General features: G+C 73.6%; 15 protein-coding genes and 2 pseudogenes. 12 read left to right on the top strand and 5 right to left on the bottom strand.

What is annotated here, in order from left to right; genetic code table 11:
• Both I3F54_RS29315 and I3F54_RS29310 read left to right on the top strand, forming a co-directional pair.
• Positions 1-489 (top strand): annotated as a pseudogene (locus tag I3F54_RS29315) (hypothetical protein); the annotation flags it as partial.
• Positions 426-1,187: a tetratricopeptide repeat protein gene (locus I3F54_RS29310; protein ID WP_240121951.1), complete on the top strand. Its 762-nt coding sequence runs from the start codon at positions 426-428 to the stop codon at positions 1,185-1,187. The pseudogene I3F54_RS29315 and the gene I3F54_RS29310, both read left to right, overlap by 64 nt.
• A gap of 70 nt (positions 1,188-1,257) precedes the next feature.
• Here the strand turns inward: I3F54_RS29310 and I3F54_RS29305 are convergent, their stop codons facing one another.
• Entirely contained in the window at positions 1,258-2,550 is a 1,293-nt protein-coding gene (locus tag I3F54_RS29305; RefSeq protein WP_240121950.1) for a DUF1015 domain-containing protein, read from the bottom strand.
• 72 nt (positions 2,551-2,622) lie between these two features.
• On the opposite strand from I3F54_RS29305, the gene I3F54_RS29300 reads away from it, so the two are divergent.
• Both I3F54_RS29300 and I3F54_RS29295 read left to right on the top strand, forming a co-directional pair.
• A complete protein-coding gene (locus I3F54_RS29300; protein ID WP_240121949.1) occupies positions 2,623-3,651 on the top strand; it encodes an HAD-IIA family hydrolase in 1,029 nt (342 codons plus the stop codon).
• Positions 3,652-3,658: 7 nt separating this feature from the next.
• Positions 3,659-3,790, top strand: a pseudogene (locus I3F54_RS29295) (ABC transporter ATP-binding protein); the annotation flags it as partial.
• A gap of 41 nt (positions 3,791-3,831) precedes the next feature.
• On the opposite strand, the gene I3F54_RS29290 reads toward I3F54_RS29295, so the two are convergent.
• A complete protein-coding gene (locus I3F54_RS29290) occupies positions 3,832-4,179 on the bottom strand; it encodes a sterol-binding protein (protein ID WP_240121948.1) in 348 nt (115 codons plus the stop codon).
• Positions 4,180-4,221: 42 nt separating this feature from the next.
• Between I3F54_RS29290 and I3F54_RS29285 the strand changes: the two genes are divergently transcribed.
• The 5 genes from I3F54_RS29285 to I3F54_RS29260 all read left to right on the top strand — a co-directional run bounded on the left by I3F54_RS29285 (position 4,222) and on the right by I3F54_RS29260 (position 9,776).
• On the top strand, positions 4,222-4,506 hold the full coding sequence (locus I3F54_RS29285) for a hypothetical protein (protein ID WP_240121947.1): 285 nt from the start codon (positions 4,222-4,224) through the stop codon (positions 4,504-4,506).
• Between the two features lie 57 nt (positions 4,507-4,563).
• Positions 4,564-5,379 carry a TlyA family RNA methyltransferase gene (locus I3F54_RS29280; protein WP_240121946.1) on the top strand — a complete coding sequence of 272 codons (816 nt, stop codon included), beginning with the start codon at positions 4,564-4,566 and terminating at the stop codon, positions 5,377-5,379.
• Complete coding sequence (locus I3F54_RS29275) at positions 5,376-6,281, top strand: NAD kinase (RefSeq protein WP_240121945.1); 906 nt, start codon at positions 5,376-5,378, stop codon at positions 6,279-6,281. The genes I3F54_RS29280 and I3F54_RS29275 overlap by 4 nt, the downstream gene beginning before the upstream one ends.
• 107 nt (positions 6,282-6,388) lie before the next feature.
• Complete coding sequence (gene recN / locus I3F54_RS29270) at positions 6,389-8,131, top strand: DNA repair protein RecN (protein ID WP_240121944.1); 1,743 nt, start codon at positions 6,389-6,391, stop codon at positions 8,129-8,131.
• A 511-nt stretch (positions 8,132-8,642) separates the two neighbouring features.
• Positions 8,643-9,776, top strand: a complete 1,134-nt coding sequence (locus I3F54_RS29260) for a glycosyltransferase family 4 protein (RefSeq protein ID WP_240121943.1) — start codon at positions 8,643-8,645, stop codon at positions 9,774-9,776.
• Positions 9,777-9,867: 91 nt separating this feature from the next.
• Here the strand turns inward: I3F54_RS29260 and I3F54_RS29255 are convergent, their stop codons facing one another.
• From I3F54_RS29255 to I3F54_RS29245, 3 genes are all read right to left on the bottom strand, one after another.
• Positions 9,868-11,511, bottom strand: coding sequence for a PucR family transcriptional regulator ligand-binding domain-containing protein (locus I3F54_RS29255; protein ID WP_240121942.1), 1,644 nt, complete (start codon positions 11,509-11,511; stop codon positions 9,868-9,870).
• Between the two features lie 342 nt (positions 11,512-11,853).
• Positions 11,854-13,236, bottom strand: a complete 1,383-nt coding sequence (locus I3F54_RS29250) for an FAD-binding oxidoreductase (protein WP_240121941.1) — start codon at positions 13,234-13,236, stop codon at positions 11,854-11,856.
• A gap of 341 nt (positions 13,237-13,577) precedes the next feature.
• On the bottom strand, positions 13,578-15,380 hold the full coding sequence (locus tag I3F54_RS29245) for a glycoside hydrolase family 15 protein (protein ID WP_240121953.1): 1,803 nt from the start codon (positions 15,378-15,380) through the stop codon (positions 13,578-13,580).
• A 510-nt stretch (positions 15,381-15,890) separates the two neighbouring features.
• On the opposite strand from I3F54_RS29245, the gene I3F54_RS29240 reads away from it, so the two are divergent.
• From I3F54_RS29240 to I3F54_RS29230, 3 genes are all read left to right on the top strand, one after another.
• Positions 15,891-17,561, top strand: a complete 1,671-nt coding sequence (locus I3F54_RS29240) for a CTP synthase (RefSeq protein WP_240121940.1) — start codon at positions 15,891-15,893, stop codon at positions 17,559-17,561.
• A gap of 92 nt (positions 17,562-17,653) precedes the next feature.
• Entirely contained in the window at positions 17,654-18,280 is a 627-nt protein-coding gene (locus tag I3F54_RS29235; RefSeq protein ID WP_240121939.1) for an NUDIX hydrolase, read from the top strand.
• A 489-nt stretch (positions 18,281-18,769) separates the two neighbouring features.
• The gene (locus tag I3F54_RS29230; protein ID WP_240121938.1) at positions 18,770-20,827 is read left to right on the top strand and encodes a tetratricopeptide repeat protein; all 2,058 of its coding nucleotides are present in this window, start codon (positions 18,770-18,772) and stop codon (positions 20,825-20,827) included.
• Positions 20,828-20,926 lie beyond the last annotated feature (99 nt).

Raw genomic sequence — 20,926 nt, 5'->3', positions numbered from 1 at the left:
ATGACCGGCGTGACGATCGCCGGGATGATCGTGGTGGTTTCCGGCGTGATGACCGCCGTGACGATCGTGGGGATCGTGGTGGGTTCCGGGGCCGTGACGACCGGCGTGATGACCGCCGGGATGATCGTGGTGGTTTCCGGCGTGATGACCGCCGTGACGATCGCCGGGATGATCGTGGTGGTTTCCGGCGTGACGACCGCCGTGACGATCGTGGTGGGTTCCGGGGCCGGGACGACCGCGGTGGCCGTGGGCCGCGCCGTGACGACCGCGGCGGTCGGCCAGGCGGGTTCCGCGGGCGTGATGACCGGCGTGACGACCGGCGTGGCGGCGGCGGGCGGTTCCGCGACGAGCGCGACCGGGACCGGGAGCCGATCAAGCGGCTGCCGATCCCGGAGGACGTCACGGGCGACGAGATCGACAAGGACGTGCGGCAGGAGCTGCAGAGCCTGCCCAAGACGCTCGCCGAGGACGTCGCCAAGAACCTGGTGATGGTCGCGCGGCTCATCGACGAGGACCCCGAGGGCGCCTACGGCTACTCCCGCGTGGCGCTGCGGCTGGCGTCGAGGGTCGCCGCGGTGCGCGAGGCGGCAGGTTTCGCGGCGTACGCGAACCAGAAGTACGCCGAGGCACTCGCCGAGTTCCGGGCGGCGCGGCGGATGACCGGCAGCGTGGAGCTGTGGCCCGTGATGGCGGACTGCGAGCGCGGGCTCGGACGGCCGGAGAAGGCGCTGGACATGGCCGGGGCGACCGAGGTGCACAAGCTCGACAAGGCCGGTCAGGTGGAGATGCGGCTCGTCGCGGCCGGTGCCCGGCGTGACATGGGGCAGTTGGACGCGGCCATCGTGACGCTCCAGAGCCCTGAGCTGGCCTCCCACTCCGTGCAGCCCTGGACCGCGCGGCTGCGGTACGCGTACGCGGAAGCGCTGCTGGCCGCCGGCCGTCTCGACGAGGCCCGGGAGTGGTTCGCCAAGGCCGTGGAGGCCGACCGGGACGGCAGCACGGACGCCTCCGACCGGCTCGCCGAGCTGGACGGCGTGGAATTCGTCGACGCGCTCGACGAGAACCAGAACGAGGACGCGGGCGAGGGCGGGAACGCGACCGACGTCACGCGCCCTGACGCGGCCGAGGATGCGAGCGAGACCGGGGGTGCCTCCGGTGGCGAGGACGCGCGCGACGGCGACGTCTGACATCCGCACACCGTCATGAGGAAGGGGCGGGGCCCTGATCGCCCCGCCCCTTCGGCGTTCCTGCCGTGCCTCAGGGCTCCAGTGCGCGCAGGACCAGTCCCGAGGCCGGTTTCGGGCCGAACGAGGTCGACTTGCGGGGCATCGTGACACCCTGGCGGGCCAGGCCGCGGACGACGTCCTCGCGCACCGGATGCATCAGGACGGCCGTACCGCCGTCGCGTTCGGCCTTCGCGACGGTGGCGGCCGTGTCGTGGATGTAGGCGATGTCGGCCGGGGAGTCCTCGGCGATGTGCCAGACGTGGTCCAGGAGCGCGGCGTGCAGGACCGTGGCGTCGAGGCTGCGCCAGGCCGCGGGACGGTCGGTGGGGACCGTGCGGGCCAGCAGCCCGGGGTCGGGGCGGTCGATCAGATGGAAGGCGCCGTCCCCGGCCAGCAGGAACGCGTTGCTGTCGCAGGCCGCATCGGCGAGGGCCGCCAGCGCCTCGGCGAGCGGTGCCTCCAGCCGTCGTACGCGGAACAGCCCCTCCACAGCGGCCACGGCGTCGGCGACCGGCAGGCCGTGCAGGAGACGGTGGATGGCCCGGACGCGCAGCGGGTAGCGGGCGGTGTCCACGAGGAGGACCAGACCGTAGTCCCAGGGGCTGGGGGAGGGATGCTCCGCGCGGAGACGGCGGTAGGTGGCCCAGCGGTGGTGGCCGTCGGCGATCAGGGCCTGGTGCTCCGCCAGCTCCGCCTGGACGCGGGCCACGTCGGCGTGGTCGGTGATGGCCCACAGGCGGTGGCTGAAACCGTCCTCGGTGGTGGTGGACAGCAGCGGGGGCAGTTCGGCCGTGCGCTCGACCAGCTTGGTCGTGGCGGCTGCCGCGGCGTCGCCCCGGTAGGTCAGCAGCAGAGGTTCCAGGTTGGCGGAGGTCGCGCGCATCAGGGCGGCGCGGTCGGCGACCACGTGCGGCATCACGTCCTCGTGCGGGAGGACCACACCGTCCGACGGCTCGGACACGCGCAGGGCGCCGATGAGGCCGCGCTGGAGCATGCCGTCACCGTCGTGCTGCTCGTACACGTACAGGGCCGGTTCGGCGTCGGCCGTCAGGACGCCCTCGGCGCGCCAGCGGCGCAGGGTGCCGGCGGCCTGCTCGTTGCGGGCGGTGGGGGTGCCGGCCTGCGGCAGGATCAGACGGACGATGTTGTGCGGGTCAGCGGCCTCAAGATGGTGCAGGCCGTCTGGGCGGACGACGACGTCGTACGGAGGGGACGTCACGGCGGCGAGACTGCCGACCCGGTCGGGGTCGTAGCGCAGGCCTCGGAACGGGGTCAGTTCCAGGCCTCGGGGCGCCGTTGCTTCCGAGTGACCTGCAGAGTTCATCCCGGCATCGTACGTGTGCCGGTGGCATGCGGGATGATCGGGGGAAAGCGAGCGACCGAGGAGCGGTGCGGAATGAGCCAGAGCGTCAGGACGAGGCCCGAGGGCAGCGCGCGGGCCTTGAGCGAGGCGTACGACACGGCACTGCTCGACCTGGACGGCGTGGTGTACGCGGGCGGGCGGGCGATCGTGCACGCCGTGGAGTCGCTCGCCGTTGCCCGGTCCGGCGGCATGCACCTGGCGTACGTCACCAACAACGCGCTGCGGACCCCGGACGCGGTGGCTGCTCACCTGACCGAGTTGGGGATACCGACCGGGGCGGAGGACGTGATCACTTCCGCGCAGGCGGTGGCGCGGCTGATCGCCGAGCAGCTGCCCGCCGGGTCGCGGGTGCTGGTCGTGGGGGGCGAGGGGCTGCGGGTGGCGCTGCGGGAGCGGGGCCTGGAGCCGGTGGAGTCCGCCGACGACGATCCGGCCGCCGTGGTGCAGGGCTTCGGCGGGCCCGACCTGGCCTGGGGACGGTTCGCGGAGGCGTCCTACGCCATCGCCCGCGGAGTGCCGTGGTTCGCGTCCAACACCGACCTGACGATCCCGAGCGGCCGGGGTATCGCGCCGGGCAACGGCGCTGCGGTGGAGGTCGTGCGGATCGCGACGGGCGCGGAGCCGCAGGTGGCGGGCAAGCCGCTGCCGCCCATGCACAGGGAGACGATCCTGCGGACCGGGGCCGAGCGGCCTCTGGTGGTCGGCGACCGGCTCGACACGGACATCGAGGGGGCGTTCAACGGCGGAGTCGACTCGCTGCTGGTGCTGACCGGCGTCACCGACGGCGCGCAGCTGCTGGCCGCGCCACCGCAGCACCGGCCGACGTACGTGGACGCGGATCTGCGGGGCATGCTCGGCGGCCAGCCCGAGGTCGCGGGCACGGGCGACGGGTTCCGGTGCGGCGGGTGGACGGCGTCGGCCGGTGCGGAGCGACTGGAACTCGACGGTGACGGGGCGGTCCTGGACGGCCTGCGCGCGCTGTGCGGGGCGGCCTGGACCGCGGCCGGCGAGGGCTCGTGCGGGCTCGACACGGGCAAGGCGCTGGCGCGCCTGGGGCTGTGAGGCCGGGCGGTCGACGCCCGCCCGGAAGGTCGCCCGGACCCTCGGCCTGTTGCCCCGGCCGGCGATCGCGCCGGACGGCATGACCGTCCCCGGCCTCGTCGGCCGGGGCCGCCACCCGCACCAGGGCATCCGCGGGTGGCGGCCGCTGCCGCGACGGGGCGAACATCGCCCGGCACGCCCCTAGAGGAGCTTCCTGAGCCGGAACAGGTCCATCAGCCCGGCTTCCAGCCGCACCCGGCCCGAGCCCCAGGCCCGGGCGAAGTGCAGGTCGCCGTCGACGAGGGCGACCAGGTCGTCCCCCGACAGGACAAGCCTTATCTCGGCCCTCTCCCGCGGCGATCCCGGGAGGGTGTCGTCCACCCGGATCCGGCCGCCGGTCATCCGCCCGACGAAGGTGACGTCGAGGTCCTTGATGTGGCAGCTCACCGAACGGTCCAGGGACACGGCCTCATGGACGTTCCCCTCGGCACGCTGCATGTTGTCCGAAAGCTTCTCGAGTGCGGCGCGGCACTCCTCGATCGTGGCCATCGCGATCGACGGTACCCCAGTGGTTCGGGGTAGCGTCTGGGCATGAGCGACACCCTGCCCGGAGCCGACGTGCGAGTGGAACACGCGGAGGGGCCCGAGGAGGGCCCTGCCGCCACGGCCCCCCTGGACGTGCCCCGCACCTCCACCGGCAACGCCGGCGTCGACGCCGTCCTGGAGCGGCTCGCCGACGCCGACCACCTCACCACGGACGGGCACGTCGAGGTGTACGAGGATGTACACCGGGGTTTGCGCGACGCGCTCACCGCGCTCGACACGCGCCCGGGACCTCCGGCGCCCACCCGCGACCCGGCCGCCGCCCCCCAATGAGACCCTTCGGGTCGCACCCTTCGGATTCGTCGTACGGGAACAGGAGCTGAACCGAACGTGGCAGGAGTCGCACGCCGCCGTCTGGACGCGGAGCTGGTCCGCCGGAAGCTCGCGCGCTCGCGTGAGCACGCCAGCCAGCTGATCGCCGCCGGCCGGGTCACCGTGGGCAAGACCGTCGCGACCAAACCGGCCACGCAGGTGGAGACCGCCGCCGCGATCGTTGTCAGCACCGATGACAGTGATCCCGACTACGTCTCCCGCGGCGGGCACAAGCTCGCCGGAGCGCTGGAGGCGTTCGTACCCAAGGGCCTCGTCGTCCGGGGGCGGCGGGCGCTCGACGCCGGCGCCTCCACGGGTGGCTTCACCGACGTCCTGCTGCGCGCCGGAGCCGCGCACGTCGTCGCCGTCGACGTCGGGTACGGGCAACTCGCGTGGACTCTGCGGAGCGATGAACGCGTCACCGTCAAGGACCGTACGAACGTACGCGAGTTGACGCTCGAGGCGATCGACGGAGTGCCGGTGGAGCTTGTCGTGGGAGATCTGTCCTTCATCCCGCTCGGGCTGGTGCTGCCCGCCCTGGTGCGGTGCGTGACGCCGGATGCCGATCTGGTGATGATGGTCAAGCCGCAGTTCGAGGTGGGCAAGGAGCGGCTGGGCAGCGGGGGTGTCGTACGGAGTCCGCAGCTGCGGGCGGAGGCCGTGCGGGGCGTGGCCGGGAAGGCTTGGGAACTGGGGCTCGGGGTGAAGGGTGTCACCGCCAGTCCGCTGCCCGGGCCGTCCGGGAACGTCGAGTACTTTCTGTGGCTGTGTGCCGGGGCGCCCGCCCCGGACCCGGCCGACGTTGACCGTGCAGTGGCGGAGGGGCCGCGTTGACACAGAACCGAGCTCGTACTGTTTTCCTGCTCGCCCACACGGGAAGGCCTGCGGCCATCCGCAGTGCGGAGCTCGTGGTCAAAGGACTCCTGCGGTCCGGCATCGGGGTGCGCGTCCTGGAGTACGAGGCACTGGACCTGCCCCTGCCCGACGAGGTGGAGACGGTCAAGGAGGCGACCCCGCAGTGCCTCGACGGGTGCGAGCTGCTCATCGTCCTCGGTGGTGACGGGACGCTGCTGCGCGGTGCCGAGTTCGCGCGGGCGTCCGGGGTGCCGATGCTCGGCGTCAACCTCGGCCGGGTCGGCTTCCTCGCCGAGGCCGAGCGGGACGACCTGGACAAGGTCGTCGACCGGGTGGTGGCGCGCTCGTACGAGGTCGAGGAGCGGATGACCGTCGACGTCGTCGTCCACCGCAACGGCGACATCGTGCACACCGACTGGGCGCTCAACGAGGCCGCCGTGCAGAAGGCCGGCGCGGAGAAGCTGCTTGAGGTGGTGCTGGAGGTCGACGGGCGCCCGGTGACGGGGTTCGGGTGCGACGGGATCGTCCTGTCGACCCCCACCGGCTCCACCGCGTACGCGTTCTCCGCCGGCGGGCCCGTGGTGTGGCCGGAGGTGGAGGCGCTGCTGATGGTGCCGATCAGCGCGCACGCGCTGTTCGCGAAGCCGCTGGTCACCTCGCCGGACTCGGTGCTCGCGGTCGAGGTGCTGCCGCACATTCCGCCCGGTGTGCTGTGGTGCGACGGGCGGCGGACGGTGGAACTGCCGCCGGGGGCGCGCGTCGAGGTCCGGCGGGGTGCCGTGCCCGTGCGGCTGGCCCGGCTGCACCACGCGTCCTTCACGGACCGGCTGGTGGCGAAGTTCGCGCTGCCGGTCGCCGGGTGGCGGGGGGCGCCGCACTGAGTGCCGTCCCGGCACGCACGTGCCGGACGCCGCACCTCGACCGGCCGGACCGCCGCCCGCGGGGGTGACACAGGCGGGGCGGTCGCACTCCCCGGCCCGGACCTCGTATGGTCTTCACCGTGCTGGAAGAGATGCGGATACGGTCACTCGGAGTCATCGACGACGCCGTCGTCGAGCTGTCGCCCGGGTTCACCGCCGTCACCGGTGAGACGGGTGCGGGCAAGACCATGGTGGTCACCAGCCTCGGGCTGCTGCTCGGCGGTCGGGCTGATCCGGCCCTCGTGCGGATCGGCGCAGGCAAGGCGGTCGTGGAGGGGCGCATCGCCGTGTCGCCCGGTGCCACCGCCGTCGTACGGGCCGAGGAGGCGGGGGCGGAGCTGGACGACGGGGCGCTGCTGGTCAGCCGTACCGTTTCGGCCGAGGGGCGCTCGCGGGCGCATCTGGGCGGCCGGTCGGTGCCGGTGGGGCTCCTCGCCGAACTCGCCGACGACCTGGTGGCCGTGCACGGGCAGACCGACCAGCAGGGGCTGCTGAAGCTGTCCCGGCAGCGTCAGGCACTGGACCGGTACGCCGGGGAGGCCGTGGCAGTGCCGCTCGCCAGGTACACCGAGACCCACCGAAGGCTGCGCGCGGTCTCCGCGGAGCTGGAGGAGATCACCACGCGTGCGCGGGAGCGGGCCCAGGAAGCCGACATGCTCCGGTACGGGCTGGACGAGATCGCCGCGGTCGAGCCGCGCGCCGGGGAGGACGCGGAACTCGCCGCGGAGGCCGAGCGGCTGGGCCATGCCGAGGCGCTGTCGTCGGCCGCGACGGCCGCGCACGCCGCTCTCGCGGGTAACCCGGAGGACCCCGAGGGCATCGACGCGGCCACTCTCGTCGCGGGCGCCCAGCGGGCTCTGGAGGCCGTACGGTCGCACGATCCGGCGCTGGCCGCGCTCGCCGACCGGATCGGGGAGATCGGGATCCTGCTCGGTGACGTGGCCGGGGAGCTGGCGGGATACGCCGACGACCTGGACGCCGATCCGTTGCGGCTGTCGGCCGTCGAGGAGCGGCGGGCCGTGCTGACCGGGCTGACGCGGAAGTACGGCGAGGACGTCGCCGCCGTGCTGGCCTGGGCCGAGCAGAGCGCCGCCCGCATGGACGAGCTGGACGGCGACGACGAGCGGATCGGGGAACTGACCGCCGAGCGGGACGCGCTGCGGAGCGAACTGGGCGGGCTGGCGCGGGCCCTGACGGACGCCCGGACCGAGGCCGCCGAGCGGTTCGCCGCCGCAGTCACCGCCGAGCTGGCCTCGCTGGCGATGCCGCACGCGCGCGTGTCCTTCGCCATCCGGCAGACCGAGGACCCGGAGGGCGTCGAGGCCGGCGGGCGCACGGTCGCGTACGGGCCGTCGGGCGTCGACGAGGTCGAGCTGCTGCTCGCCCCGCATCCCGGGGCGCCCCCGCGGCCGATCGCCAAGGGCGCGTCGGGCGGTGAGCTGTCGCGTGTGATGCTCGCCGTCGAGGTCGTCTTCGCGGGCACGGACCCCGTGCCGACGTACCTCTTCGACGAGGTCGACGCCGGTGTCGGCGGCAAGGCCGCCGTCGAGATCGGACGGCGGCTGGCGAAGCTGGCGCGGAGCGCGCAGGTCGTCGTCGTCACCCATCTGCCGCAGGTGGCCGCCTTCGCGGACCGGCAGCTGCTCGTGGAGAAGACCAACGACGGCTCCGTGACCCGCTCCGGTGTGAAGGCGCTGGAGGGCGAGGACCGCATCCGCGAGCTGTCGCGGATGCTCGCCGGCCAGGAGGACTCCGAGACCGCCCGCGCGCACGCGGAGGAACTGCTGGCGACGGCCCGCGCCGACCGCTGACGCCCGGGCCCGCGACGAGCGGGACACCGATCGCGTCACCCCGCGCCCGGCCCGCCGCGGCGCGGGGTGGGCGGACACGGCCCGGCGCCGGGACGGCCGCGAGCCCGGGCCGGTGGGCGAGCCGTCCGCCGCCGGGGCCACGTCGGCCGTGCTCCCCGATGATCCGGGGGAGGCGTGATGTCGGGGGACACCCGTGCGCACGCGCCGGGCGCGACTCTCGGCGCAGCCGTCGTCGCGGGCAACGGGCGGACCGGGCCGCTGGCGCCCGCTGCCGCGCCGGCGGCCGCGGCGGTGTGCGGGGACCGGGTGGGCCGGGCAGTTCCTTCACTCGTGTGAGTGATGTGGGAGTGCGGGCTGACCAAGCGCGCGCCCCCGGTGTTCCCGTAACGCCCGTGCGTCCTGGCATTCTTGGCGGGGTGCGGGGAGACCTCCGCACGGCACACACCCGGCGAGTGATCCTTCTGTACGTTTCTTCGTGACCGCCCGACGCCGAACCAGGAGCCCCGGCCACGTGAGCCCGATCAGCCCCTCACCGCACGGCCAGTTGCCGCTGCGCACCGTGCAGGTGCTGGGCGGAGGCAACGCCGGCAGCAGCGCCCACGTGCGCTCCCTGGCCGCCGGGCTCGTCGCGCGGGGCGTGCGCGTCACGGTGTGCGCCCCCGCCGAGGCGGATCACGCCTACGGCTTCACCGCGACCGGCGCCGACCACGTGCACGTGCCACGGAGCAGCGACCCCGCCTCCGTCGCCGCCCTGCGGGCGGCCTGCACCGACGCCGACCTGGTGCACGCGCACGGTCTGCACGCCTCCTTCCGGGCCGTCCTCGCGCTCAGCGGCCGCACCACCCCGCTCGTCGTCACCTGGCACAACCACGCGTATGCCGAAGGCGCGCGCGCCCATCTGGTGCGCCTGTTGGAGCGGCGCGTGGTGAAGGCCGCGGCCGTGGTGCTGGGCACCAGTTCGGACCTGGTGGACCGGGCCCGCCGCACCGGTGCGCGCGACGCGCGGCTCGCGGCGGTCGGCCTGCCGGGTCGGCGACCCGCCCCGGGACCGGAGGACCCCGAGCGGCCCCGGCCCAAGCTGCACGCCGAACTGGGCTCCACCGGACGCCCGTTGCTCGTCGCCGTGGGCTCACTCGACCGGCACCGCGGGTACGGCGTGCTGCTGGACGCGTCGCGCACCTGGCGCCGGCTCGACCCGCCGCCCCTGCTCGTCATCGCCGGGGAGGGGCCGCTGCGGACCCATCTCCAGGGCCGTATCGAGCGCGAGGAGCTTCCGGTTCGGCTCCTCGGACGCCGCGGCGACGTGGGCGAACTGCTCGCGGCCGCCGATCTCGCGCTGCTGCCCGGCGGCCGGGAGGCACGCTCGGTGCTCGCGCAGGAGGCCCTGCACGCGAGGGTCCCGCTGGTCGCCGTCGACGCCGCGGGCATCCGCGAACTCGTGGGCGACGCCGCCGAACTCGTCCCCGAAGCGGACGAGGCGGCGCTCGCCGCCGCGGTCGTCCGGTTGCTCGGGGACCCCGTGCGGTGCGAGGAACTGCGGGACAACGGGGTACGGCAGAGGGCCACCTGGCCGACCGAGGACGAGACGGTCGCCCAGGTCCTCAGCGTCTACGACGAGTTGACCCAGCCGCGCCCGCTCGCCTAGAGCCCCGTCAGACGGCGTTCGCCCCCGTCCGGTCGCGGGGCCCGCGCTGGCCGGTCCGCTCGGTGGCGGGTGCCACGGTTCCGGCGAGCCCTCAGCCGACGTGCCGCCGCGCCCGCAGCGCCAGGCTCAGGGCGAGCACCGTCTGCGGGTCGTCCAGGTCGGTGCCGAGCAGTTCACCGATCCGGGCCAGCCGGTTGTACAGGGTCTGCCGGTTGAGGTGGAGTTCGCGGGCCGTCTCCGCCTTGCGGCCGGCGTGGGCGAGATAGGTCTCCAGCGTGGGCAGCAGCGGCGGCCGCGAGCGCTGGTCGTGGTCGCGGAGCGGACCGATGGCGCGGTCGACGAACGCCGCCAGGTCCGGATGGCCGCGCAGCCGCCACAGCAGCAGGTCGATGTCGAGGCGGCGGGCGTCGTACCAGGGACGGTCGGTGAGTCCCTGCGCCGCGGTCGCCGTCTCCGCCGCGTGCCTGAGGCCCGCGGAAGCCGCCGCCCACCCGCCCGCGACGCCGACCACCACCACCGGCGGCTGTCCGCCCGGCCGCTGCATCCCCGCCCGCTCCACCCCCGCGCGCAGCGCCGCGGCGACCCGGTCCGCGACGGCCGGGCGCTCCGGCTCCGAACGCAGGCCGAGCAGCACCAGCACGCGGCCCTCCACCGGCCGCACGCCGAGCAGCACCGGCACGCCCACCGAGGTCAGTTCCTCCGCGACCGCCCGCGCCAGCACCGCCCAGCCGCCGCCGGGGGAGAGGGCGTCGCCCAGCCGCATCACGACCGGCAGCAGTGGCCCGGCGCCCGGCCTGAAGCCCAGTACGCGGGCCTGCGCCGGGGCGTCCTCCTCGGTGATCCGGCCCTCGGCGAGGTCGGTGAGGAAGTCGCCGCGTCCGCGCGCGGCCAGCTCCTCCTCCTGCCGGGCCTGCATCAGCACCACCGCCAGGATCCCCGCCGCCCGTTCGGCGGCGATGCGGTGCACGGGCGCGAGCGGGGACCGCACCGGCAGCAGCACCAGCCGGGCCCGCACCGCGCCCGCTCCCGCCCCACCGCCCGGCACGTCGACCAGGACCGAACCCGACGGCGGTGGCACGTCCTTGTGCTGGCCGCGCAGTCCCTCCCAGACCTGCAGCGGGTCCGCACCCTCGGGCCCGGCGCCGGCGGCGTACAGCAGCCGGCCGTCTGCCGTCTCCAGGAACACCGGGTTGCCGCTGAAGTCCGCCAGGATGCCGAGGACCTGGGGCACCCCGCCGCCGCCCAGCAGAGCCCCGGTGCAGCGGCGGTGCACCTCCTCCGCCCGCTGCAGCAGGGCGTAGTGGCCGTTGACGATCTCGGTGTGGATCTCCTCGGTCACCGTCACGAACGGCACCTCGCGGTGCAGCTGGACGAGCGGCAGCCCGGCCGAGCGCGCCGTGTCGACCAGGGGCGCCGGCAGCCGGGTGAACCGCGGGCCCAGCTCGATCACCAGGGCCGCGATGTCCCGCTCCGCCAGCGTCCGTACGAACGCCCGCTGCTCGGCCGGACGGGTGCCCAGCCCGTAGCCGGTGGTCAGCAGCAGCTCACCGCCCTTGAGCAGGGAGGCGATGTGGGGCACCTCGCCCGCGTGCACCCACCGCACGGTGCGGTGCAGCCGGTCGGCGCCCGCGAGCACCTCGGGCAGCCCGCTGCGCAGCCCCGGCAGCTCCAGTGCCCGCTGCACGGTGATCCCGGCGCCCTGGGTGTCGAATCGGTGGTCGGTGCGGGTGTCCATGCAGCGGACGCTACCTGCGCGTGCGTTCCGGCAGCATCTCCGGGCGGTCACCCGGGGCGATCACCGGCCCGCGGTGCACCACACGAGGTCCGGCAGACCTCGGACACCACCAGGATCCAGCCGGGCACCGGCGGCATCCTCATCAGGTACCCGGGCTACGGGGGGACCGCCCAGGGCGGCGTCCACGTCGGCGGCCGGCACGGCAGCCACGACTTCCGGGGGTACGCGGAGGGGGCGCCACCGAAGGGGAGCGGGCCGCGCGGGAGGTGATCGACACGCCGCGCTGAGCACGGCGTGCGGTCGGGGCCCTCCGGAGCACGGACGGCGCCGCCCGCCACGTCCTCAGGCGGGGCCGATGTTGTGGTTGAACCTGAAGACGTTGTCCGGGTCGTAGGCCCGCTTCACCTCCGCCAGCCGGCGGATGTTCCCCGAGCCCAGCCCGGCCACGACCCGTTCGGCGCCCTCGTCGCCGATGAAGTTGAGGTAGGTCGCGCCCGAACTCCACGGCCGGACGGCGGTGCGGACGTCGCGGACCCACTGGACGGACCGCGCGTCGTCGGCCGGGTCCTCCCAGATGCCGAACGGATGCACGACCCACGGCGCGTCCCGGTAGGGCACCGGGTAGTCGTGCGGTCCGGAGGCGATCGCGCCGCCCTGCGGCAGCAGCGCGTGCTGGGTCCCCGTGGGCACCGGCATGGAGTCGGCGAGCCCGCAGAAGACGGCCACGAAGTCGTCCGGAGCACCGTTCAGGTACTCCGCCGACCAGTAGTTCCGCATCCCGGGCGGGTCGTCGATCATGCACTGCACGTCGGCGTACGGCATCGCCCCGACGATCTCCCCCTCGTGCGGCAGCGCCAGCAGCGGCTGGGCCAGCTTGCGCAGATCCTCCTCCGGGCCCGCGTACGTCAGCAGCGTGCCGATGGCCAGCCTGCCCACGAGGTGCTCCGGCACGAACTCCTCCGGCGGGCCGGTGAAGTACAGCACGCCGCCGCTCGCCTCCTGGGGCCCGGACTCGATGACCTCGCGGTAGGTGCGGGTGACCTCCGGGCCGTGTTCCGGGAGATAGAGGAGCAACGCGATGGAGAACGCGGGCAGTTCGTGCAGTTTCAGCGTGAGCGCGGTGGCGATGCCGAAGTTGCCGCCGCCACCGTGCAGGGCCCAGAACAGCTCGGGGTTCTCGTCGGCGCTCGCGTGTGTCCGTCCCCCGTCGGCGGTGACCAGCTCGACACCCAGCAGGTTGTCCACGGCCAGTCCGCAGCAGCGGTCCAGCCAGCCGCTTCCGCCGCCGAGGACGTAGCCGCCGACACCGGTGGTGGAGGCACGGCCGCCGGTCGTGGCGAGCCCGTACGGTTCGGTGGCCCGGTCCAGATGGCTCATCGTCGCGCCACCCTGCACCCGCACCGCTTCCGCCGCCGGATCGACGGTCACCTCGTGCATCCGGCGCAGGTCGACCACCAGGGCGCCGTCGCCCAGAGCCATCCCCGCCACGCTGTGGCCGCCCCCGCGCACCGCGACCGGCAGGTCCAGCTCCCGAGCGCAGCGCACGGACCGCACGACGTCGGACTCGTTCGCGCACTGCGCGATCACCGCCGGACGCCGGTCGATCATGGCGTTGAAGACGACACGCGCCTCGTCGTAGCCCGGGTCGGAGGGGGTGAACACCTCTCCGGCCAGATCCTCGCGGAGTGCGGTGAGAGCCGCGCCCGCCTTCGATGGGGTAGCCATGGCCGCCCCCTTTCGGCAAGGGGCATGTGTGCGATTCCAGGCTAGTGCCGCGGCCGGAAATGTTCAGCGGCTCGCCGTCCGGGCGCGCACCCCGATGCCCGGCCCCTGAGCACCCCACCCCCACGCCGCGACCGGGATCCGCAGGACGGCCCTGCGCGGTTCCCCCGGGTGCGGCTCGGCCGGTGCCGGACACACCCGCTGCGCCCCGGTCGTGCGCAGCGACGACGACCGGGGCGATGCCAGGGAGCGGGGGGAGCCGACGGCGCCGGACGCGTGGATCCCGCCGCGCCGCGTGCGGCACACGGACGCATGACGCCGAGGGCGGGGATCCTCCGTCCGCCTCAGCCTCCGTAGGCCCCCGAAGCCGTCAGGCGGAGGGCCGTGTCGATCAAGGGGACGTGGCTGAAGGCCTGCGGGAAGTTGCCGACCTGACGCTGCAGCCGCGGGTCCCACTCCTCGGCGAGCAGACCGAGGTCGTTGCGCAGGGAGAGCAGCTTCTCGAACAGTTTGCGGGCCTCGTCGACGCGGCCGATCATCGCCAGGTCGTCCGCCATCCAGAACGAGCACGCCAGGAACGCGCCCTCGTCGCCGGGCAGGCCGTCGACGCCCGCGCTCTCCCCTTCGGTCGGGTAGCGCAGGATGAAACCGTCCGGCGTGGACAGCTCCCGCTGGATGGCCTCGATGGTGCCGATGACCCGCTTGTCGTCCGGCGGCAGGAAACCCATCTGCGGGATGAGCAGCAAGGACGCGTCCAGTTCCTTCGAGCCGTAGGACTGCGTGAAGGTGTTGCGCTCCTTGTCGTACCCCTTCTCGCACACGTCCCGGTGGATGTCGTCGCGCAGCTCACGCCACCGCTCCAGCGGTCCGTCGGCGTCGCCCGACTCGATCAGCTTGATCGTCCGGTCCACGGCGACCCAGGCCATCACCTTGGAGTGCACGAAGTGCCGGCGCGGGCCGCGCACCTCCCAGATGCCCTCGTCCGGCTCCTGCCAGTGGTCCTCCAGGTAGCGGATCAGCTTCAGCTGGAGCAGGGAGGCGTAGTCGTTGCGGGCCAGGCCCGTCATGTGGGCCAGGTGGAGCGCCTCGGTGACCTCTCCGTACACGTCCAGCTGGAGCTGGTGCGCGGCGCCGTTGCCGACCCGGACCGGTGCCGACTTCTCGTAGCCCGGCAGCCAGTCCAGTTCCGCCTCGCCCAGCTCGCGCTCGCCGGCGATGCCGTACATGATCTGGAGGTTCTCCGGGTCGCCGGCGACGGCCCGCAGCAGCCATTCGCGCCAGGCGCGGGCCTCTTCGCGGTAGCCGGTGCGCAGCAGGGACGACAGGGTGATCGCCGCGTCCCGCAGCCATGTGTAGCGGTAGTCCCAGTTGCGGACGCCGCCGATGTCCTCCGGCAGGGAGGTGGTGGGAGCGGCGACGATGCCGCCGGTGGGGGCGTAGGTCAGCGCCTTGAGGGTGATCAGCGAGCGGATCACGGCCTCCCGGTAGGGGCCGTGGTACGTGCACTGTTCCACCCAGTCGCGCCAGAACTCCTCCGTCGCCTCCAGCGACTGCTCCGGCTCCGGCAGCGGCGGCGGCTCCTTGTGCGAGGGGCGCCAGGAGATGGTGAACGCGACCCGGTCGCCCGGCGCCACGGTGAAGTCCGAGTAGGTCGTCAGGGACTTGCCGTAGGTCTCGCCGTCGGTGTCGAACCACACCGAGTCCGGGCCCGCCACCGCCACGGTGCGCCCGTCGTGCTTGTGCACCCACGGCACCACCCGGCCGTAGGAGAACCGCATGCGCAGGGTGGACCGCATGGGCACCCGGCCGGAGACGCCCTCCACGATCCGGATCAGCTGCGGGGCGCCGTCACGCGGGGGCATGAAGTCCGTCACCCGGACCGTGCCGCGTGGGGTGTCCCACTCCGACTCCAGGACCAGCGAGTCGCCCCGGTAGCCGCGCCGGGCGGCGGTGGGCGGCTCCACGTCGGAGGCGTGGGCCGGACCGAGGCGCCAGAAGCCGTGCTCCTCGGTGCCCAGCAGGCCGGCGAAGATGGCATGCGAGTCGAAGCGCGGAAGGCACAGCCAGTCCACCGTGCCGTCCCGGCAGACCAGCGCCGCGGTCTGCATGTCTCCGATAAGTGCGTAGTCTTCGATGCGCCCGGCCACGTGCAACTCCAGTCGAACGGCCACGTCACCCCGCGAACGGGGCGGTCGCTAGTGCGGTCAAGGGGTTGTTGTAAAGCGTCGTTGAGCGGTGAAGCAAAGCAGCCGCTCAGCCTTGATGGCAAAGCCACAACTACTGCTCAACGAACTGACGAGCTCTCGTTGTTCCGGTGATCTACGGGCGGGGGGTGGTGCCGTGCGACCCGGCCGGGCTCGGCAGCGAGTGTCCGAGCAGGATACGACGCACGTAGATGATCTGCGTGCCGCTCCGGGCAACCCGCGTCGCCGAACGGGTGAGCACCAGGTGAGGAGCGGGCAGGCGGCGCGCGGCCGCGGCGGCCTTCCCCGCGGCGCCCGGGCCGGCCTCTGTCCGCTCCGTGTCGGCACATGCGCGCAGTGTGGCCGGACGTCATCGGCCCCTGGCGCTGATACCCTGGTAGCCCGTGGACCGGTGGGTGAGAAGCCCCCGAACCGCACCCTCCAGACCGCGACCACGGGAGCCCCCTCTTGGCCATGCCGCCCAAAGCAACGACGACCAAGCACATCTTCGTCACCGGGGGTGTCGCCTCCTCTCTCGGCAAGGGCCTGACCGCCTCCAGCCTCGGCATGCTGCTCAAGGCACGAGGTCTGCGCGTCGTGATGCAGAAGCTCGACCCGTACATCAACGTCGACCCGGGCACGATGAATCCCTTCCAGCACGGTGAGGTGTTCGTCACCAACGACGGCGCCGAGACCGATCTGGACATCGGCCACTACGAGCGGTTCCTCGACCGCGACCTGGACGGCTCGGCCAACGTCACCACCGGCCAGGTCTACTCCACGGTGATCGCCAAGGAGCGCCGCGGCGAGTACCTGGGCGACACCGTCCAGGTCATCCCGCACATCACCAACGAGATCAAGCACCGCATCCGGCGCATGGCCACCGACGAGGTGGACGTCGTCATCACCGAGGTCGGCGGCACGGTCGGCGACATCGAGTCGCTGCCGTTCCTGGAGACCGTCCGGCAGGTCCGCCACGAGGTCGGCCGTGACAACGTCTTCGTCGTCCACATCTCCCTCCTGCCCTACATCGGACCGTCGGGAGAACTGAAGACGAAGCCGACGCAGCACTCGGTTGCGGCGCTGCGCAACATCGGTATCCAGCCGGACGCGATCGTGCTGCGCTGCGACCGCGAGGTGCCGACCGCGATCAAGCGGAAGATCTCGCTGATGTGCGACGTCGACGAGGCCGCCGTCGTCGCCTGCCCCGACGCCCGCTCGATCTACGACATCCCGAAGGTCGTGCACACCGAGGGCCTGGACGCCTACGTCGTCCGCAGGCTGGACCTGCCCTTCCGCGACGTCGACTGGACGACCTGGGACGACCTGCTCGACCGCGTCCACAAGCCGGACCACGAGGTCACCCTCGCCCTGGTCGGCAAGTACATCGACCTGCCCGACGCCTACCTGTCGGTCACCGAGGCGCTGCGCGCGGGCGGCTTCGCCAACAGGACCCGCGTGAAGATCAAGTGGGTCACCTCCGACGACTGCAAGACCCCGGCCGGCGCCAAGGCCCAGCTGGCCGGTGTGGACGGCATCTGCATCCCCGGCGGCTTCGGGGACCGCGGTGTGCTCGGCAAGGTCGGCGCGATCCGCTACGCCCGCGAGAACCGGATCCCGCTGCTCGGCCTGTGTCTGGGCCTGCAGTGCATCGTCATCGAGGCCGCGCGTCACCTGGCCGACATCCCGGACGCCAACTCCACCGAGTTCGACCCGGCCACCGCCCACCCGGTCATCTCCACCATGGCCGAGCAGCTCGACATCGTCGCGGGTGAGGGCGACCTGGGCGGAACGATGCGCTTGGGCATGTACCCGGCCAAGCTGGCCGAGGGCTCCATCGTGCGCGAGGTGTACGCCGGCAAGGAGTACATCGAGGAGCGGCACCGTCACCGCTACGAGGTGAACAACGCCTACCGGGCCGAGCTGGAGAAGAAGGCGGGCATCCTGTTCTCCGGCACCTCGCCGGACGGCAAGCTCGTCGAGTACGTCGAGTACCCGCGCGACGTCCACCCGTACCTGGTCGCCACGCAGGCGCACCCGGAGCTGCGCTCGCGGCCCACCCGTCCCCACCCGCTGTTCGCGGGGCTGGTGAAGGCGGCCGTCGAGCGCCGGCTGACCGAGGGCGAGCAGAACGCGTCGAAGTAGCACACCAGTTGTACGGTGGCCGGGGCGCACCCATTCACTTGGTGTGCGCCCCGGCCGCATCCGGGCACGTGGAAGGGCAGGGGAAGGGCAGCATGACGATCAGGGACACCGCCGAGGAGTGGGAGATCCGGGCCACGGAGACCCCCTTCACGGGCAACAAGACCTCCGTCCGCACCGACGACGTGGTCATGCCCGACGGCACGGTCGTCCACCGGGACTACCAGGTGCACCCGGGTTCGGTCGCCGTCCTGGCCCTGGACGACGAGGACCGCGCCATCGTCATCCACCAGTACCGTCACCCGGTGCGGCAGAAGCTGTGGGAGATCCCCGCCGGGCTGCTCGACGTGCCCGGCGAGAACCCGCTGCACGCCGCCCAGCGCGAGCTGTACGAGGAGGCGCACGTCAAGGCCGAGGACTGGCGGGTGCTGACCGACGTGTACACCACGCCCGGCGGCTGCGACGAGTCCGTGCGGATCTTCCTGGCCCGGGGCCTGTCCGAGGCGGAGGGCGAGCGCTTCGAGGTGGAGCACGAGGAGGCCGACATGGAGATCACCCGTGTGCCGGTCACGGAGCTGGTGCGCGGCGTGCTCGCGGGCGAGCTGCACAACAACTGCCTCGTCGTCGGTGTCCTGTCGCTGGTGGCGGCGCGCGGCGGCGACGGCCTCGACGGGCTGCGGCCGGCCCTGGCGCCGTGGCCGGCGCGGCCCTTCGACGCGTGACGTCGCGCCGGCGGGCCGGCGTCCTCCGACGCGTGGCCACCCGCCCGCCGCTGGTGTGACCATCGCCTGATCCGATCGGGCGACGCCCCCGCCGCGCTCCACCCGGGACGTTGCGGAGCGTGAACTAGGCTCTGCACGTGCCGTGGCAGGCAGTGTTCGCCCGTCAAGGAGCGCAGTCCGGTGCGTGCTCCGGAGGTCCCCCCCCTTGCTCGAAGAGCTTGGGGGAGTGCCGGCCGGGAGCCCTCGTACGGGGACGTACGCGGGGTTTCGGGCGGTGCGGCGAGAGGGGCCACTTCCACGCCCTCGGGGCCGTGGGGAGCGCACCTGGCGTCGCGACGGGGCGGACGTCGCCTGCCGGGGCACTGGTGCTGTGACCGGGAAGGTGCGCCGGGCGTCGCGAGCCGGTGGACCTTCTCCCCGAATCGCAGCACCGGACGCCCGGCCGGAGCCCCGGCGGGCTATGCGCGCGGTGGGACGGGAGTGTGGCCCGTGACGGATCAGGCGGTGGACGCAGGCGGCGTGCAGGTGTCGGGGCACCCGGACGCGGAGGACCGGTTCCTGGGCCGTACACGGGAGTTGAAGGAGCTGCGCGCCGACATCGAACGCGCCGGCCTCGACACCATCTCCGGGAGGAAGGCGCCCCGCGCGCGCGTGCTGCTCGTCGCGGGCCGACCTGGATCCGGCCGCACGGCCCTCGCCGAGGAACTGGTCCGGCAGGTGTCCGACCGCTACCCCGACGGCGCGCTGCGGGCACGCCTGAGCGACCCCGACGGCACCCCGGTCCCGGTGGAGCGCGTCGCCCGGGACCTGCTCGCCGCCCTCGACCTGCCGATCCCGCCCGGGGCCGCCGAGGACGACCTGACCGCCGCGCTGCGGGACGCCCTCGCCGGCCGCAGGACGCTGCTCCTGCTGGACGACGCGGCCGGGGCCGAGCAGGTCGACGCGCTGCTCCCGGACAACCCCGACTGCCTCGTCGTCGCCGTCTCCGCGGGCCCCCTGACCGGCATCAGCGACGTCCGCCCCTGCACCCTGGGCGGCCTGGACACCAAGTCGGCCCTGGAGCTGCTGTCCCGGTACACCGGCTCGGTCCGGGTCACCGTCGACCCGCGGGCGGCCGAGGGCCTCGCCGAGGAGTGCCAGGCCCAGCCGGCCGCGCTGATGCTGGCGGGCGGCTGGCTCGCGGCGCGCCCCAAGTCCGCCGTCGCCGACCTCGCCAAGCAACTGCGAGCCGAGGGCGACGAGGGCACCCCGCTGGCCCGGGCCTTCCGGCTCGCCTACACCGCGCTGCCCGCCCCGGCCGCGCGGATACTGCGACTGCTCGCGCTGGCCCCGGCCGGATACGTGGACCCGCACACGGCGTCGGCCCTGGCCGGCTGCTCGGTCAGCGGCGCCCGCACCACCCTCGACGACTTCGTCGCCCTCGGCCTGCTGCGCACCGTGGACTCGCCTCTGCCGCAGTACGAGGTCCCGGGCTGCCTGCACCCCCTGCTCAAGGCACTCACCGAGGCCCAGGACCGGCCGGCCGAGGTGCAGCTGGCCCGCGCCCGCATGCTGGAGCGGACCGTGCGGTTGCTCCGGTCCTGCCGGGCGATCACCGAGACGGACAACCCCGGGGCACGGGAGAGACTCCAGGGCCTGCCCCGTTCGCTGCGCTTCCCGAGCCCCCGGGCGGCCGAGGAGTGGCTGCTCGTCCGGCGGCCCGCCCTGCTGGCGGCCGCCCGGCTCGCCGTCGCCGACGGAGAGCTCGACACTCTGGCCCGGCGGCTGATGTCCCAGCTGGTCAGGGCCATGGTCGCGCACTTCGGTACGCAGGCCGCCGCCCCCGACCTGTACGGCATCCACCGCCTCGTCCTCGACGTGGCCGAGCGGCGCGGTCTGCACCGCGAGAGGGCCGCAGCCCTGCTGAACCTCGGCGACCTGGACGCCCGTACCGGCCGTACGACCGAGGCGCTGGCGCGCTACCGGGCGGCGCTGGACGCCGGACGTGAGGCGGACGACCCGTATGCGACCGGCCGCGCGATGGAATCCGTGGGCGGGGCCCATCTGGAGCTCGGGGACTACGACCGGGCCGCCGACTGGTTCGGCCGCGCGCTCGCCCGGCGGCTGGCCCGCGACGAGAGTGCGGACGCCGCCCGGCTGTACGGCCGTATCGCCGCTGCCCATACCTACGCGGGCCGCTACGGCGAGGCGCTGCGGCACTGGCGGGCGGCCGTCGCCGCGTACCGCAGGCGCGGTGACGTGCCGGCTCAGGCGCGGGCTCTGAGCGAGCTGGCCCGGGTGCAGGAGTACGCGGGGCGGCCCGCGGAGTCGTTGCGCACCTGCCAGGAGGCAGTGGAGTGGGCGCGGCACGCCGATGACGTCCGGCTCCAGGCCGCGCTGCATCTGAGGCTGGCCGACACCCTGGACCACCTCGGCGACCCGCCGGCGGCCGCGATCCACCGCGCCACGGCCGGGCGCATGCTGGGAGAACGGGCCCCGGAACCCGGGTCGGCGCCGGAACAGGACGCTAACGCCTGCGAAACCCGTAGTACATCCACTGAAGATTGATGCAATGAAAGGCTAGACAGGCGGAACACCTTCATTAAACTGGCTCTACCGCTCGTTCTCCTGCGGTGTCTCCCGGTGTGCCCGGTCCGGCCGCGCATG

The organism is Streptomyces sp. MUM 2J (assembly GCF_022414535.1).
In the GTDB taxonomy this organism is placed as follows: Bacteria; Actinomycetota; Actinomycetes; order Streptomycetales; family Streptomycetaceae; genus Streptomyces.
Note: the sequence above shows the minus strand (reverse complement) of the source record. Positions and strands in the feature narration are given on the sequence as shown.

Bases quoted from the DNA above. Each gene is read 5' to 3' on its own strand.
- I3F54_RS29305 (WP_240121950.1), bottom strand. From the start codon at position 2,550: ATGAACTCTGCAGGTCACTCGGAAGCAACGGCGCCCCGAGGCCTGGAA.
- I3F54_RS29300 (WP_240121949.1), top strand. From the start codon at position 2,623: ATGAGCCAGAGCGTCAGGACGAGGCCCGAGGGCAGCGCGCGGGCCTTG.
- I3F54_RS29290 (WP_240121948.1), bottom strand. From the start codon at position 4,179: ATGGCCACGATCGAGGAGTGCCGCGCCGCACTCGAGAAGCTTTCGGAC.
- I3F54_RS29285 (WP_240121947.1), top strand. From the start codon at position 4,222: ATGAGCGACACCCTGCCCGGAGCCGACGTGCGAGTGGAACACGCGGAG.
- recN (WP_240121944.1), top strand. From the start codon at position 6,389: ATGGTCTTCACCGTGCTGGAAGAGATGCGGATACGGTCACTCGGAGTC.
- I3F54_RS29255 (WP_240121942.1), bottom strand. From the start codon at position 11,511: ATGGACACCCGCACCGACCACCGATTCGACACCCAGGGCGCCGGGATC.
- I3F54_RS29250 (WP_240121941.1), bottom strand. From the start codon at position 13,236: ATGGCTACCCCATCGAAGGCGGGCGCGGCTCTCACCGCACTCCGCGAG.
- I3F54_RS29240 (WP_240121940.1), top strand. From the start codon at position 15,891: ATGCCGCCCAAAGCAACGACGACCAAGCACATCTTCGTCACCGGGGGT.
- I3F54_RS29235 (WP_240121939.1), top strand. From the start codon at position 17,654: ATGACGATCAGGGACACCGCCGAGGAGTGGGAGATCCGGGCCACGGAG.